This is a genomic window from Dehalococcoidia bacterium, from assembly GCA_040902535.1.
Classification (GTDB): Bacteria; Chloroflexota; Dehalococcoidia; order DSTF01; family JACRBR01; genus JBBDXD01.
Genome location: JBBDXD010000009.1, coordinates 35,418 through 49,866, shown reverse-complemented (window position 1 = coordinate 49,866; position 14,449 = coordinate 35,418). Strand labels below are relative to the sequence as shown.

Annotated in this window: 14 protein-coding genes and 1 tRNA gene; 10 read left to right on the top strand and 5 right to left on the bottom strand. The window is 64.4% G+C overall.

The window, feature by feature from the left end; genetic code table 11:
• The first annotated feature begins 64 nt into the window (after positions 1 to 64).
• A tRNA-Val gene (locus tag WEB52_04320) sits at positions 65 to 141 on the top strand.
• Positions 142 to 207: 66 nt separating this feature from the next.
• On the opposite strand, the gene WEB52_04315 is transcribed toward WEB52_04320, so the two are convergent.
• A complete protein-coding gene (locus tag WEB52_04315) occupies positions 208 to 1,863 on the bottom strand; it encodes a hypothetical protein (protein MEX2225658.1) in 1,656 nt (551 codons plus the stop codon).
• 341 nt (positions 1,864 to 2,204) lie between these two features.
• Here WEB52_04315 and WEB52_04310 point away from each other — a divergent pair, with 341 nt between their 5' ends.
• From WEB52_04310 to WEB52_04285, 6 genes are all read left to right on the top strand, one after another.
• A complete protein-coding gene (locus tag WEB52_04310; protein ID MEX2225657.1) occupies positions 2,205 to 2,432 on the top strand; it encodes a Flp family type IVb pilin in 228 nt (75 codons plus the stop codon).
• Positions 2,433 to 2,535: 103 nt separating this feature from the next.
• The gene (locus WEB52_04305; GenBank protein ID MEX2225656.1) at positions 2,536 to 2,763 is read left to right on the top strand and encodes a Flp family type IVb pilin; all 228 of its coding nucleotides are present in this window, start codon (positions 2,536 to 2,538) and stop codon (positions 2,761 to 2,763) included.
• 259 nt (positions 2,764 to 3,022) lie between these two features.
• Complete coding sequence (locus tag WEB52_04300) at positions 3,023 to 4,141, top strand: alanine--glyoxylate aminotransferase family protein (GenBank protein MEX2225655.1); 1,119 nt, start codon at positions 3,023 to 3,025, stop codon at positions 4,139 to 4,141.
• Between the two features lie 91 nt (positions 4,142 to 4,232).
• Positions 4,233 to 5,822 (top strand): phosphoglycerate dehydrogenase, encoded by a 1,590-nt coding sequence (gene serA / locus WEB52_04295; protein ID MEX2225654.1) that lies wholly within the window; start codon positions 4,233 to 4,235, stop codon positions 5,820 to 5,822.
• A 246-nt stretch (positions 5,823 to 6,068) separates the two neighbouring features.
• Positions 6,069 to 7,031, top strand: a complete 963-nt coding sequence (locus WEB52_04290; GenBank protein MEX2225653.1) for a CapA family protein — start codon at positions 6,069 to 6,071, stop codon at positions 7,029 to 7,031.
• Positions 7,032 to 7,045: 14 nt separating this feature from the next.
• A complete protein-coding gene (locus tag WEB52_04285; GenBank protein ID MEX2225652.1) occupies positions 7,046 to 7,837 on the top strand; it encodes an SDR family oxidoreductase in 792 nt (263 codons plus the stop codon).
• A gap of 81 nt (positions 7,838 to 7,918) precedes the next feature.
• Here WEB52_04285 and WEB52_04280 read toward each other — a convergent pair whose 3' ends face one another.
• Positions 7,919 to 8,449 (bottom strand): HNH endonuclease, encoded by a 531-nt coding sequence (locus tag WEB52_04280; GenBank protein ID MEX2225651.1) that lies wholly within the window; start codon positions 8,447 to 8,449, stop codon positions 7,919 to 7,921.
• A 135-nt stretch (positions 8,450 to 8,584) separates the two neighbouring features.
• Between WEB52_04280 and WEB52_04275 the strand changes: the two genes are divergently transcribed.
• The gene (locus WEB52_04275; protein ID MEX2225650.1) at positions 8,585 to 9,067 is read left to right on the top strand and encodes a maleylpyruvate isomerase N-terminal domain-containing protein; all 483 of its coding nucleotides are present in this window, start codon (positions 8,585 to 8,587) and stop codon (positions 9,065 to 9,067) included.
• Between the two features lie 39 nt (positions 9,068 to 9,106).
• Here WEB52_04275 and WEB52_04270 read toward each other — a convergent pair whose 3' ends face one another.
• Positions 9,107 to 9,409: a putative quinol monooxygenase gene (locus tag WEB52_04270; protein ID MEX2225649.1), complete on the bottom strand. Its 303-nt coding sequence runs from the start codon at positions 9,407 to 9,409 to the stop codon at positions 9,107 to 9,109.
• A gap of 302 nt (positions 9,410 to 9,711) precedes the next feature.
• Here WEB52_04270 and WEB52_04265 point away from each other — a divergent pair, with 302 nt between their 5' ends.
• Entirely contained in the window at positions 9,712 to 12,396 is a 2,685-nt protein-coding gene (locus tag WEB52_04265; protein MEX2225648.1) for a vitamin B12-dependent ribonucleotide reductase, read from the top strand.
• Between the two features lie 37 nt (positions 12,397 to 12,433).
• Positions 12,434 to 12,598: a hypothetical protein gene (locus tag WEB52_04260; protein ID MEX2225647.1), complete on the top strand. Its 165-nt coding sequence runs from the start codon at positions 12,434 to 12,436 to the stop codon at positions 12,596 to 12,598.
• Between the two features lie 77 nt (positions 12,599 to 12,675).
• Here the strand turns inward: WEB52_04260 and WEB52_04255 are convergent, their stop codons facing one another.
• Both WEB52_04255 and rpoD read right to left on the bottom strand, forming a co-directional pair.
• The gene (locus WEB52_04255; GenBank protein MEX2225646.1) at positions 12,676 to 12,900 is read right to left on the bottom strand and encodes a zinc ribbon domain-containing protein; all 225 of its coding nucleotides are present in this window, start codon (positions 12,898 to 12,900) and stop codon (positions 12,676 to 12,678) included.
• A 5-nt stretch (positions 12,901 to 12,905) separates the two neighbouring features.
• Complete coding sequence (gene rpoD, locus WEB52_04250) at positions 12,906 to 14,441, bottom strand: RNA polymerase sigma factor RpoD (GenBank protein MEX2225645.1); 1,536 nt, start codon at positions 14,439 to 14,441, stop codon at positions 12,906 to 12,908.
• Positions 14,442 to 14,449 lie beyond the last annotated feature (8 nt).

Here is a 14,449-nt window from a genome sequence, read left to right as displayed (position 1 = left end):
CAACAGCCTCACAACGTGCTTGCAGGCGCCGGCGCGGCCTCGCTACGATGCGTGTCTTCCCTTAGGGCGATTAGCTCAGTTGGCTAGAGCGTCTCGCTTACACCGAGAAGGCCGCAGGTTCGAGTCCTGCATCGCCCACCACTTCTCCAACGCTTCGTGGCTTTGGTCGTCCTAGCGCTAGGTTCTGCTCGAGGACGACCTGCGGCGCTATCTGCGCTCGAAGATCACGGCCCCCGGGCCGTCGAACGCGAGCCGGTACGCCGCGTCCTGCCTGAGGAAGCGTTCGAGCGTCAGGCAGCAGCGTTCCTCGCCGGGGCCGGCATACCTGGTCGGGAGCTTCGGGATGTAGACGTAGTCGAACGAACGGGCGGTAGAGTCCGCCCACTCTTGAAGGCACTCCCCGTCACGATCGGCGCACACCTGGAGTGCGTCGTAATCCGATATCGCCGCTCGAAACGCGCCGTTAGGCAGCCACTCCGCGCCCTGCACCGTCGCGACACTCCTGCGTCCGGCCAGCGCCGGGAACCACTCCGATGTCCGATCGATGGGCCACCGATCGCCTGAGACGACGGCAAATGTGCTTGCCTCAGGCGTGTTCTCCTCGACCCAATCCATGCCTGCTCGTTCGTCGATCGTCACGCCCGTGAGCAGCCGGGGCGACGTCGCGACGGCGGACAGCAGCATGTACGCCACGCCGAGGCAGACGGCAGTAGGCGCCAGCCACCGCGGCGCGCTTCGCGTAACGTCCGCGCTACTTGCGTCGGCAGCAGCGGATCGGATGCCGCGCAGCAAGGGCAGCAGCACGTCGACGACGGCGTAGGCGGCCATCATCGCGACGATGAAGCTTGCACTCGTCGGAAACACGCGGCTGTCGAACACGGCCGTCGCGACGAGCCACGCGGGAAGCAGGAACTGGCGCCGCGCCAGGAGCCAGCACGCGCCGACCAGCGAGAGCGCGCCCGTGAGCTGAAAGAACGGCTCGATCGTCGCCTGGTAGCGCAGCAGCGACATGATGGGCGCGAAGACGTTGGAGTTGCCGGACTGCGCCGCCGCGAGATATGGCGTGAGCCCGTGCCGTGCCGTCACCACCGCCGCCCATGGCGCCACGATCACGGCGCCGGCAATCAGCATCACGAACGCCAGCCGCACCCCTTCCGGAGTGCGGCCCTTCGCCAGAATGAACAGCGCGGATGAGTAGGCGACGACGAGCCCCATCTCGAGGTGGCTGAGCATCGCCAGCCCGCCGAGCGCTCCGGCGAGCATCGCGTCAGTGAGGCTGCGGCGCTCGAACGTACGGTTGACCAGAGCGATCGCAAGCAGCGCGAATACGAATCCCGGAGCGCGCGTAATGCCGCCGCCCATCAGCATCCACTGAAAGGCCGCCGGCAGCGTGACGAACGCGACGAGCGCCGTGATAACGTGGAGCCTGCTCGGCAACATCGTCCGGGCGAGGATCAGGAAGGCGCACGCAATGGCGCAGCTTGCGACCAGCGGCAGTACGCGAAACACATCGACGAGCGCCAGGGGCGTTAGGTCGTCGAGGGCGGCGGCGACGTAGAAGCCGAGGGGCGGATAGGTGAACGGGATCTCGCCGCCGTTGTACGACGTGAACTCGGGCAGCGCATAGCCGTTGGCCTGAAGGTCACGCGTCATTTGGAAAAACATGCCGCCATCGTTCAGGGGGAAGTCCGCGCCCAGCACGAACGCGGCGCGAATCACGAACGCGAGACCCAGGATCGCAGCGAGCGCGATCCGATATCGGCGCGCCGACGCATCGCTCGCCGCGGCCGGCGTCACGATTCTCAGGCGCCGCGACGGCGCTACGGTCGCGGCCGGACCGTGGTGTTCGACGTGGCGTTGCATGCAGTTCCCCGATGCGAGTATCGGCCGCGCTACGGACCGCCCCGATAGGGGACATGGTCACCGGCGGTGGGAACGTGCGCGCCCCGCACCAATTGCAAAATAACCCCTAAATTTCCCGGTGTTTTCCCTTAAGTCACCCCTAAAGGTCTGCGTCTGCGCGTCGAAACTCCTAATGACCAACCCTAAGGTCCTCCGGCCGTAAGGCGAGGGCAGACGAGTGAGGGACAGAAGGTTGGACCCGCCCGCTTTCGAGAGCCGGGCGGCGCCCCACCAAATCCGGGGGGCCACAATGAGAACCTGGGTGCTCTCGACCAGGTCTTTTGTCACAAGGGGGAACCGGAATGGTGAACGAGCTGGCAATTCGGGTCCTTGTTGCCCTGCAGGGGCTCAAGGCAAAGATGGAAGATGAGCACGGTCAGACGCTCGCAGAGTATGGTCTGATCATGGCGGTCATCGCGGTTGCGGTGGTCGTGGCGGCGGGTGTCGCGTTCCGCGAAGCGATCGTCGGTGCGTTCACGGACGCGACGGACTGTCTGAGCGGCACGACGGCCGGCTGCTCGCCGACGTAAGCCGGCGCGAAAGCGCATTGTCCGGTAAGGACATCTTGGAGAGGAGCGGCGTCATAGCTCGCCGCTCCTCTCCGCTACCCATCGAGTAAGCAGGGGGAAGCACATGGTGAACGACGTAGCGCTTCGAGTGCTTGTGGCCTTGCAGGGCCTCAAGACACGGTTCGAAGATGAAGACGGTCAGACGCTCGCTGAGTACGGTCTGATCATGGCGGTCATCGCCGTTGCGGTGGTCGTGGCGGCGGGTGTCGCGTTCCGCGAAGCGATCGTCGGCGCGTTCGACAACGCGACCGAGTGCATCAGCGGCGCCGGTAACACGGGGCCCTGCGCGTAGCATCTCGACGGATCAGACTGATGCCGGCTTCAGACGAGCCGGCATCATTCATTTTTTCCGGCGTCACGCCTGATGATGCTCTTCGGCGGGCGTTAATAATGCCTTCGTGCGGGCAGGTCGCAGGTCCCGCTCGCCGACGTGCGCTGGGGCGTCGCCATCCTTGATCCGTGTGGCGCACTTCCATATCATGCCCCTGCTATGTGAGGGCGGGCACAATCTCCTCTCGTCCCCGGCCCGACCCTCCGAGAAGGAGCCTCACGTGTCCGTCAACCTCCGCATACCCGGTCCGACGCCGTGCCCTGATGACGTCCTGCAGGCGATGTCGCGCCAGATGATCAACCACCGCGGGCCAGAATTCGCGGAGATCATCGAGCGCATCACCGCCAGCCTGCAGCATCTCTTCGAGACGAAGAATGACGTGCTGACGCTGACATCCGCCGGCACCGGCGCAATCGAGGCGGCGGTCGTGAACACGCTCTCGCCGGGTGACAGGGGGCTCGTCGTTTCGATCGGCGTCTTCGGCGATCGGTTTGCGGACATCGCGCGGACGTATGGCGTCGATGTCGAGAAGCTTTCGTTCGAGGAGGGCACCGCCGCCGACCCACAGGCCGTCGCAGACGCGCTCAAGAAGGACGCGTCGTACAAGGCCGTCATGGTGACGCACAACGAGACTTCGACGGGCGTCACCAACGACCTTGAGGCGATTGCGAAGGTAATTCGCACGGCGCGGCCGGAGATTCTCATCCTCGTCGACGCGATCAGCAGCCTGGGCTCCGTGCCGCTGCCGATCGACGCGTGGGACCTGGACGTTGTGTTTACCGGCTCGCAAAAGGGTTGGATGGTGCCACCGGGCATGGCGATGGTCTCCGTGAGCAGGCGCGCCTGGGACGCCATCGAGACGGCGACCATTCCGCGCTATTACTTCGACTACAAGAAGGCGAAGTCATACCTGGAAAAGAGCCAGACGCCCTGGACGCCCGCCATCTCTGTCTACTTCGCGATGGACGTCGCGCTTCGCAAGCTCGAGGCGGAGGGCCTTTCAGCGATTCACGCGCGCCACGAAAAGCTCGGCAGGTTTACGCGCGAGAACGTCAAGGCGCTTGGACTGAAGCTCCTGGCCGATGAGCGCGTCGCATCGAACACCGTCACGGCTGTCCGTGTGCCCGACGGCATCGATGGCTCGGCGCTGACGAAAATGATGCGCACCGAGTACAACACCGTGCTCGCCGGTGGCCAGGGCCCGCTCACGGGCAAGATCTTCCGCATCGGGCATCTCGGTCTCGTGTCCGAAGCCGACCTGCGGGCGTGTTTCGATGCGCTCAAGCTCGCGTTGCCGCGCGTCGGATTCTCGCCGTCGGGAGTGGGAGCTACTGCATAGCAAGGGCGGCATTCGTACAACGAATCGCGAAGGGCAGCCCAATGGCTGCCCTTCTTGATGTTCCGGCGGCTGCCGGATACTCATTGGGGGCATGATGCACAAGATCCTCGTTGCAGACCCGATCGCTCAGGACGGCATCGACATCCTCAAGCGAGACGCTGATGTCGACGTTCGCACGGGGCTGTCGACCGGCGAACTGGTTGCGATTATCGGCCGATACGACGCGCTCGTCGTGCGGAGCGAAACGAAGGTCTCGGCCGAGGTGTTTGCCGCCGCGAAGCAGCTTCGCGCAGTCGGACGCGCGGGCGTCGGCGTCGACAATATCGACCTCACTGCCGCGACGGAGCGTGGCGTCATCGTCGTGAATGCGCCGCTCGGCAACACGATCTCTGCCGCCGAGCACACCGTAGCACTGATGCTCGCGCTGGCGCGCCACGTCCCGGAGGCGGACGCCTCGCTGCGTGGCGGCGCCTGGCAGCGCGCGAAGTTCGTCGGCGTCGAGCTGCGAGGAAAGACGCTTGGCGTGGTTGGCCTCGGCCAGGTCGGGTCCGAGGTCGCCCGGCGCGGCAAAGGCCTGGACATGCACGTGATCGCGCATGATCCGTTTGTGTCCCCGGAGCGCGCGCAGATGCTGGGCGTCGAGCTCGTCGAAACGCTCGACGACTTACTGGCGCAGGCCGACTTCGTGACGCTGCACACGATCCTGACTCCGCAGACCAAGCATCTCATCGGCGATGCGCAGATCGCGAAGATGAAGCCTTCGGCACGGCTCATCAATACTGCACGCGGTGACTTGATCGACATCGCGGCACTGGTGCGTGCGCTGGATGAGGATCGCATCGCTGGCGCCGCACTGGATGTCTTTCCGGAGGAGCCGCCGGACATGGCGGCGAAGGTATTGCACCACGACCGCATCATCATCACGCCGCACCTGGGCGCGTCCACGGCCGAGGCCCAGGAGCGCGTCGCCGTCGACGTGGCGCACCAGATCGTTGCGATCTTACGGGGAGAGCCCGCGCTCTATGCGGTCAACGCGCCAATGATCGCCGCCGAAACGATGACACTGCTTGCGCCCTATGTCCCGGTCGCCGAGAAGGTGGCCACGCTGGCGACGCAGCTTTCGGCCGGCCAGCTCGAGAACATCGAGATCGAATACCTCGGAGAGATCGCGAACTACGACACCACGGCGTTGAAGGCGGCGGTGATCCGCGGCCTGCTTGGCCCGATCACCGAAGAGAACGTCACGATCGTCAACGCGAACCTGATCGCGGAGCACCGCGGCATGCGCATCGTCGAGCGTAAGGGCCCGGCGGAGGAGATTTACGCCAACCTGATTCGCGTACATATACACACGCGCACGGGCGATACCGACGTAACGGGCACGATTGCGCACGATGGACCGCACATCGTCGCGATCAACGACTTCTGGGTAGACGTGCCGCCGGGGGACGGTTGGCTGCTGCTCTGCGAGAACCAGGACCGTCCGGGCATGATCGGCGCCGTCGGCACCTTCCTCGGCGAGCACGACATCAACATCAGCTTCATGCGCGTCGGGCGTACCGCGGTGCGTGGCAAGGCGCTCATGGCCGTCGGCATCGACGATCCGATTCCGACTGAACTCGTCGACAAACTCTCTGACATCCCGAACCTGATCTCGGTTCGCGTCACCAAGTTCTCGTAACGGCATGGCGGCGCCAGCGATCACGTTCGTCCAATCGGCACTGGAACGTTTCGATGCCATCGCTCGCATCGAGCACGCGAACGCCTCGGAATCGCCGCTGTGATCGGTGCACGACGGCTCTCCCTGCTGTCGCTGTTCGTTGTCATCCTCGCGACGATCGCGTGTCAATCGTCGAATGATGACGATGCTCTATCCCCCACCACGACCACGCCCGCCGCGACTGCCGGTGTCAGACCCGCGCCTGATGTGACGACTTCGCCCGCCACGCCACGCGCACCCGCATCGATCACGATCAGCGCCGTCGGGGACGTCAGCCTCGCGCGAGAGGTCGTGCCGCGCATGGAGGCAAACGGCGTGGGCTACCCGTACGATCTCATCCGCCACCTGATTACGGGTGACATCGCGATCGCCAACCTCGAGGGTGCGCTCACGGACAGAGGCGAGCCGTGGCCGAAGGGCTACAACTTCCGCACGCCACCGCGCTTCGCATCCGGCCTGCTGGACGCCGGCTTCGATGTCGTCTCGCTCGCCAACAACCACGCGATGGATTACGGCGTCCAGGGGCTGGACGATACATTCGCCGCGCTCGATGGGGCAGGCGTGCGTTATATCGGCGCCGGTGATACGAGCGACGAAGCCGCGACGCCAGCCATCTTCGAGGCGCCGAACGGACTGAGCGTTGCGTTCGTCGCGTGCGCCGACAGTCCGGACGAGGGTGGAGGTTTTGAGATTCGCGACTGGGCCGCCAGCGCGATCACGCCCGGGCTGTTCATCTGCGATGATGCGCCGCTCACCGCAGCCATCACATCCGCCCGGCAACAGGCCGACTTTGTCGTGGTCGTCGTACACGCCGGGACTGAGTACTCGACGGTCCCCGACGCCACACAGCGTCGCATAGCGGCGACCGTCCTCGGGGCCGGCGCCGACGCGTACGTCGGGCACCACGCGCACGTCGTCCAGCCAGTGGAGCGGCGAGGCAATCAGCTCGTGGCATGGGGACTCGGCAACTTCATCTTTGACCTCGACGAGGTCGATCTGGCGAACATTCCCATACCGCGCGTCTCGCTCGTCCTGAGCATCACGCTGACCGAGGGCGAAGGTGTGACGGCGTATCAGGTCGCGCCGGTCGTGCAGGACGCGAACGAAGATCGCCCGCGCCCGGCGACACCGGAGGAAGCGGCCGTGTTGGAGTCGTTGATCACGCCCTGATCGAAGGAGGCAACATGGAACTCGGGTTGGCCGGACGCGTCGCCATCGTCGGGGGTGGCAGCAAGGGCATCGGGCGTGCCGCTGCCATGATGCTGGCGGCCGAAGGCGCGCGCGTCGTGATCGCGGCGCGCGGACAGGCCGCACTCACGGACGCCGCGGAGGCCATTCGAGATGCCACGGGCGCCGAGGTGCTCAGCGTCGAGTGCGATATGGCCGTGTACGAAGACATCAAGCGGCTCGTGCAGCGCACGGTCGAAACCTTCGGGGCGATCGATATCGTCGTGAACAATGCGGGCGGCCCGCCACCCGGCACATTCGAGCACCACGACGACGAGGCCTGGGTGAAGGCGGTCGACCAGAACCTGATGAGCGTCGTGCGTCTCACGCGGGAAGCGCTTCCGTACCTGAAGGCGTCCGACCAGGCGCGCGTGATCAACGTCACGTCGACCGCCGTGAAGGAGCCGATCGATGGCCTGATCCTGTCGAACTCGGTCCGTCTCGGCACCACCGGCCTTGCGAAGACGTTGTCGAAGGAACTGGGACGCTATGGCATCACGGTGAACAACGTCGGCCCCGGACTGACGCTCACTGACCGCATCCGGCCCGTACTCGAAGCGCAGGCGGTCGCGGAGGGGCGCACGTTTGATGAACAGAAACAGTTACGTGCCCGCCAGATCCCCCTTGGCCGCGTCGGCGAGGCTGAAGACGTCGCGGCGATGATCGTGTTTCTCGCATCGAGGCAAGCGCGGCAGATCAGCGGTCAGACGATCCTCGTCGATGGGGGTGCAACAGGCAGCGTGTTCTAGCGAGGTGGACAATGAACGCGGCAGGCCCGCCGCCGGCCAACTCCCGACTTACAACTGAAAACCTGAAACTGAAAACTGCCGTCAGGCGTAGCCGTCGGCGGCAGGCTCCCAGCCGGGGATGAACTTTCGCCATCCCTCCTCGTTCGTGAGATACGGGTACACGACGTAGTAGCTGTTCACGCGCGGTTGAAAGGGATCGCGCAGGAGACGCATCTTCGCTTCGGGCGGCGTCCTCCCTGCCTTGCGGTGATTGCACGACTTGCACGCCGTGACCAGGTTGTCCCACGTGTGCCGGCCGCCGCGGTGGCGCGGCATCACATGGTCGAGCGTCAGTTCGCGTTGGCCGCGCCGGCCGCAGTACTGGCACGTGTAGCCGTCGCGGTTGAACACCTCGCGACGCGAGAGCCGCATTTGCGGGCGCGGCCTTCGGATGAGGTAGATCAGGCGGATCACCGAGGGAAGGGGGAATTGCATCGAGGGCGACCGGAGATACCCGCTGCCGTGCTCGAGGATTTCAGCCTTGCCCCGGTCGATGAGGTTGAAGGCCCTCGTCGCGTTGCAGACGTTCAGCGGCTCATAGTTTTGATTGAGTACCAGGACGTTACTGTGCATGTTTCCGTTCCAACGTGCCCAAAGCATATCAAGGCTCAGAATCTGCCAGCAACGAGCACTCGCACTTCCGCGCGCCAGCGCACTCGCCTAGAATCCGCGTGCAGCAGGTACCGTCAGGTCTGAGGAGGCAATCGGGTGGCGACCAAAGAAGAAATTATCCGTGGCGTAGAACTGCTCATCCAGGAAGGCCAGCGCGCTGCGAAGGCTCTCACTCCCGAGGATTGGGCGCGTACGCAGGACATGGGCGGCTGGAAGAACAACGAAGTGCTCGCACACGTCGCGTCGGTAGGCGGACTCGTCGCGCCGATGGTGCAGGGAATGACCAATGCGCCCGCAGGCTCAGACGCCGGCGCCAGCGTCGACATAGACGCGCTCAACGCAGCGATGGTTGGCCAGCGCAAGGACAAGTCTGTCGCTGAACTCGCCGACGAGATCGCGGACGCCTACACGAAGGTGATCGAGTTCGTCCGCGCGGCACCCGATGACACGCTGGCGAAGACAGCATCATTCCGGGGTTACGTCGACGTGCCCGTTAGCGACCTCATGATGCGGATGGTCGTGCTGCACGGTCTGGCGCACCTGTACAGCGCGTACTCCGCGGTCTTCGACCGGAAGTGAGAGCGTCCTGCCGATGCAGGTTGTCGGCGGGCAGCCAACTTAATCCACCGTCGCGACGATGTCCAACCGCGTGATTTCCGGCCGCCCCGCCAGCATGCCGCCAATCTTGCCACCGAACGCGGCCATGTGGGGCGTCTTGCCGTGGTCGGCCATCGCCGCATCATCCGCGTACGATTCGATGAAATAGAACTCCGTCGGCGCCTTTTGTGACTGTGTCAGGCTGTACTGGAGGGTGCGCCCGGCCTCGTTGGTTTTCACGGCGGCCACCATCTCCGCGCCGGCAGCCTTGAATTCGTCTTCCTTGCCTTCTTGCACCGTGAGTTTCGCGACGACCGCGATCATGCAGGATTCTCCCTCGCTCAGGTAAACGTGAATCGTGGCGATTCTGCCGCATCTCGTGCTTACGGTCATCACGGCACAAGAGGACGCCGCCGAAGTGGGGACCTCGACGGCGTCTCCGTTCTTGAGCCGTCATCAAGCGTCTTGACGGCCCCTATCAGGGGGAACCGGGGGAGGTGGCGGTGCCTGGCAAGCAGTGCCTCTTACCCTAACGACGTAAACGGCGGACGTTGTCCGGTGTTACCCGCGCCTGGTGCCTGACGAACCTCTCACTTTCGCACAGACGTTCTGGTATAATGCTTCGCGTGGCGAAGGCAGACCGTCCGAAACCGCCGGCCTGGCTGAGTACCGCCGGTTCGCGCAAGGCGCGCGCGGGCAAGAGCGTCGCGCGCGCACGGAAGGGCGCGGTCGCCGGTGGCCCGCCGCCGGCGCGCAAGTCGCCAACCCGCGCGGCACACGCGAAGGTCGCGCTCTCAGACAACGCGCGTGTCGTTCTTGAGCGGCGTTATCTTGCGAAGGACGAGCGCGGGGCGCTTGTCGAAACCCCGGAGCAGCTATTCCGGCGCGTCGCCCATACGATCGCGCTCGCCGAGGCGGCGTACGTCGAAGCGGCCGCGGCCGATCGCACCGTCGCAGAGTACGAGGCGCAGTTCTACGATCTCATTACCTCGCTGCGCTTTCTGCCGAATTCTCCGACACTCGGCAACGCCGGTCGCCCGCTACAGCAACTTGCCGCCTGCTTTGTGCTGCCCATCGACGATTCCATGGAGGGCATCTTCGAAGCGCTCAAGGAGACGGCGCTCATCCACCAGAGCGGGGGCGGCACGGGCTTTGCGTTCAGCCGTCTGCGTCCTTCCGGCGACCGCGTGGCGTCGACCGGCGGCACCGCGAGCGGCCCCGTGTCGTTCATGCGCGTGTTCGATGCTGCCACCGAGTCCATCAAGCAGGGCGGCACGCGCCGGGGCGCCAACATGGCGATTCTCAATGTCGAGCATCCGGACATTGAAGCCTTCGCCAACGTCAAGTCCGACATGACGACGTTGCAGAACTTCAACGTTAGCATCGCTGTCACGGAAGGCTTCATGCAGGCGGTCGAACGCAATGAAGATTACGACATCGTGAACCCGCGCACGCACGAACGCGTGGCTTCGAAGTCGGCGCGAGCGGTGTTTCGGCAGGTAATCGAAAATGCGTGGCGCAACGGCGATCCCGGAGTCGTCTTTCTCGATCGCATCAATCGCGATAATCCCACACCCCAACTCGGTCGCATCGAAGCGACGAATCCGTGCGGAGAGCAGCCGCTACTGCCATACGAGTCGTGCAACCTCGGGTCGATCAACCTTGCGCTGTTCGTGCAAGAAGAGAAGCTCTCTCCGAAGCGCGCGCCGTCGCGCCGCAACGGCAGCAGGATCCCGGCATCCTCAGCCGCGTTCGACTGGGACGCGCTTGCGGCGACGATCCCCATCGCCGTCCGTTTCCTGGATGACGTGATCGACCAGAGCCACTATCCGATCGTCCAGATCGCCGAGATGACCAGGCAGACGCGAAAGATCGGGCTGGGCGTCATGGGCTGGGCGGATGTCTTGTTCAAACTGCGCATTCCCTACGATTCCGACGAGGCGATCGACCTGGGTGCGCGCGTCATGGCCTTCGTGCAGGAACACGCCGACCGTGCGTCGACCGACCTCGCGGTCGAACGCGGCGTCTTCCCGGCATGGCATGGCTCGATCTTCGACCCGGCGTCCGGAGATGCGCGCGGCGGTCCGCGTTACCGCAACTCCACGCGCACAACGGTCGCGCCAACGGGCACGCTCAGCATCATCGCCGACTGTTCAGGCGGCATTGAGCCGGCCTTCGCTCTCGCGTTCATGCGCCAGCATTTCCTTGACCGCAGCGATCCGGCAAAGGTCACGCAACTGCCCGAGGTCAACGGGACCTTCCGCACCGTCGCCGAACGCGATGGTTTTTACAGCGACGGGTTGATCGAGTACCTGGCGCACGGCGGCGCACTGGCTGACCGGGAGGAGGTGCCGGACTGGGCGAAGCGCGTGTTCGTGACGTCGCATGACATTGCGCCCGAAGCACACGTGCGCATGCAGGCCACGTTCCAGCGCCATACGGACAACGCCGTCAGCAAGACGATCAACTTCCGCGCGGAAGCGACGCCCGACGATGTCGAGCGCGCGTACATGCTCGCGTATCGAGAGGGCTGCAAGGGCATCACGGTGTACCGCGATGGCTCGCGGGACCAGCAGGTGTTGTCGCACGCTACGTTGAAGGGGCCGGAGCAGGCGGAAGCGGTGGCCGCCGAGATGGCGATACGGTTCGGCGAGTTGATGCCGCAGGGCGCCCATCCGGAACCCACGTCATCGTTGGCGCCGCGGCCCTCCGGCGCGCCTTACCGACGTCACCTGCCAGATGAGCGGCAGTCCGTCACGCACAAGTTCCGCGTCGGCGAGCAGGAGGGGTACCTCACCGTTGGCCTGTATGACGAAGGGTTGCCCGGCGAGATCTTCGTCAATATTTCGAAGGAAGGTTCGACCATTCGCGGCCTGATGGACGCGGTGGCGATGCTGACCTCGGTCGCGCTGCAATACGGCGTGCCGCTGCAAAATCTCGTCGACAAGTTCCGTGGCGTGCACTTCGAGCCTGCGGGCCTGACCGGCAATGCGCGGATACCGGTCTCGTCGTCTCTTGTCGACTACATTTTCCGCTGGCTTGAACTGCGCTTCCTCAAGCCTGCGACATCGGCGCCAGCGGCGGACGCAAAGCGCGGCACAAAGACAGCCCGTGCGCGAAAGCCACGATCGCGTTCAGATGAGCGTAGTGCGGAAGACGACGCGACCCGCATAGCCTCCGGCCTCCAACCTCCGACGTCCAGCATCTCCGAGACGAGCACCGGCCTCGCCTGCCCCGACTGCGGCTCGATCCTCGTCTTCGCGGAAGGATGCCTGGTCTGCCGCTCATGCGGCTACAACAAGTGCGGCTAGCGAAGTTGCCAGTTCTCAGTATTGAGTTCTCTAAGTCTTGCGCAAGCGAAGCCCTATCTACTTCGAGCTCGTCCAGCGCGGCGTCGATCTGTCACCGCTCATCACACATCGCTACGGCCTGGAGGAGTACGCCGATGCATTCACGGCGATGCACGATCACGGCCGCAGCCACGCGGTGAAGTGCGTGTTCAGATTCGATTGATCTCTTAGCGGTTCTGCTCAGGACCTGGAGCAGGAGGGCGGCGACGGCCGCGATTCATCACCCCGTGGGGTTCGCGCCTAGTGCGCGCAGCCGCACGCCCCGCCGCCGCAGGCGCAACCGCCGCCGATCATCGGCTCCGGCGTTCCCTGCGCGTCCTTTGAGACGGCGGCAAACACGGAGAGCATGCGCATGCCGTCGCGGTGCCCCTGCGGGCACGTCGCCGCTTCGTCGGAGCGGCTCATCGGGCGCAGCAGTTCGAACTTGGTCGTGCACTTACGGCAGAAGTACTCGTAGAGGGGCATGATCGTTACTCGAGGTAGTCTTTGAGCTTCTTGCTGCGCGAGGGATGCCGCAACTTCCGCAGCGCCTTCGCCTCGATCTGGCGGATGCGCTCGCGCGTCACCTGGAACTCGCGCCCTACTTCCTCCAGCGTGCGCGATCGCCCGTCTTCAAGCCCGAAGCGCAGTTCGAGCACTTTGCGCTCGCGGGTCGTCAGGCTGTTGAGTACGTCCATCACCTGCTCTTTGAGCAATTGATGCGACGCAGCTTCGGCCGGGGCGAGCGCTGACTCGTCCGGCAGGAAGTCGCCGAGGTGACTGTCGTCTTCCTCGCCGATCGGCGTCTCGAGTGAAACGGGCTCCTGCGACACCTTGATGATTTCGCGCACTTTTTCCGGCGTAAACGGCGGACCCTGCTTGGGGTCGGTCATGCCGCGTGCGATTTCCTCGCTCGTGGGTTCGCGACCGTACTCCTGGACAAGCCGCCTCGATACGCGCACGAGCTTGTTGATCGTCTCGACCATGTGTACGGGAATACGGATCGTGCGTGCCTGATCCGCGATAGCGCGCGTGATCGCCTGCCGGATCCACCACGTCGCATAGGTACTGAACTTGAAGCCCTTGCGATAGTCGAACTTCTCGACCGCGCGGATCAAACCGATGTTTCCCTCCTGGATCAGATCCAGGAGCGACATCCCCCTGCCGATGTACTTCTTGGCGACGCTGACGACGAGCCGCAGGTTGGCTTCCGTCAGCTGCTTCTCCGCCTTGTATCCCTCGCGCTTCAGATCGAAGAAGAATCCGCGCAGCATCTCCTCTTCGCGGATCCGCCTGTTGATGCGTTCCCAGGGCGCGGGCAGCATCTCCCTTTCGCCGCCGTAGTGCGTGGCGGTGGTATGCACGTGCTCGGGCTTCAGGATGCGCGTGATGATCGACATCCTGACGATCATCTGCTCTGCTTCGAGTTGCTCGGTGCGCAGGTACTCGCTCAGGCGCTTCGCCAGCTCGAAGTCCATCTCCGCATCGACGGTCGATCGCCACATCTCGTTCTGGATGAGGTCCGAGACGACTCCGTTCTTCACGCCAAGGTCTTTGCAGACGAACTTCAGAGGCTTCAAGCATTGGTGGTACTGGTCGAGGAGCGTAAACAGGATTTCTTGGCCGGCGGGAAGGCGGTGCTTCTCCTCCTGGAAGTGGCGCTCGATCGCCTCGACGTGCTTCGCCTCTTCCATGTGGCGCGCGAGGCGCTTCTCATCAGCGCCGGAAAGCAGGTAGACCTTGCCGATCTCTCGGAGGTACATGCGTACCGGGTCGTCGATGCCTTCCTGTTCTTCAAGGGGGACCGCTTCCTTTTCGACTTCTTCTTCTTCGACTTCGGCGCGGTCCGGACCCTCGGTCCATGTTTCGCCGGCCATGGCCCCGTCGCGGCTGGGACTCAGCACGACGACCGCATCGCCGATGCGTGTGAAGACATCGGCTATTTCACCGTCGACGACGGCGTCGCCATGCTCAGGCGCATCACCGTTGAGCGTCGCGGCCGTCTGATCTCGGTACTTACTGCTCATTCACCACC

Coding starts and splice junctions, on each gene's coding strand:
- WEB52_04285 (MEX2225652.1), top strand. CDS start 7,046: ATGGAACTCGGGTTGGCCGGACGCGTCGCCATCGTCGGGGGTGGCAGC.
- WEB52_04270 (MEX2225649.1), bottom strand. CDS start 9,409: ATGATCGCGGTCGTCGCGAAACTCACGGTGCAAGAAGGCAAGGAAGAC.
- WEB52_04315 (MEX2225658.1), bottom strand. CDS start 1,863: ATGCAACGCCACGTCGAACACCACGGTCCGGCCGCGACCGTAGCGCCG.
- rpoD (MEX2225645.1), bottom strand. CDS start 14,441: ATGAGCAGTAAGTACCGAGATCAGACGGCCGCGACGCTCAACGGTGAT.
- WEB52_04305 (MEX2225656.1), top strand. CDS start 2,536: ATGGTGAACGACGTAGCGCTTCGAGTGCTTGTGGCCTTGCAGGGCCTC.
- WEB52_04255 (MEX2225646.1), bottom strand. CDS start 12,900: ATGCCCCTCTACGAGTACTTCTGCCGTAAGTGCACGACCAAGTTCGAA.
- serA (MEX2225654.1), top strand. CDS start 4,233: ATGATGCACAAGATCCTCGTTGCAGACCCGATCGCTCAGGACGGCATC.
- WEB52_04310 (MEX2225657.1), top strand. CDS start 2,205: ATGGTGAACGAGCTGGCAATTCGGGTCCTTGTTGCCCTGCAGGGGCTC.
- WEB52_04280 (MEX2225651.1), bottom strand. CDS start 8,449: ATGCACAGTAACGTCCTGGTACTCAATCAAAACTATGAGCCGCTGAAC.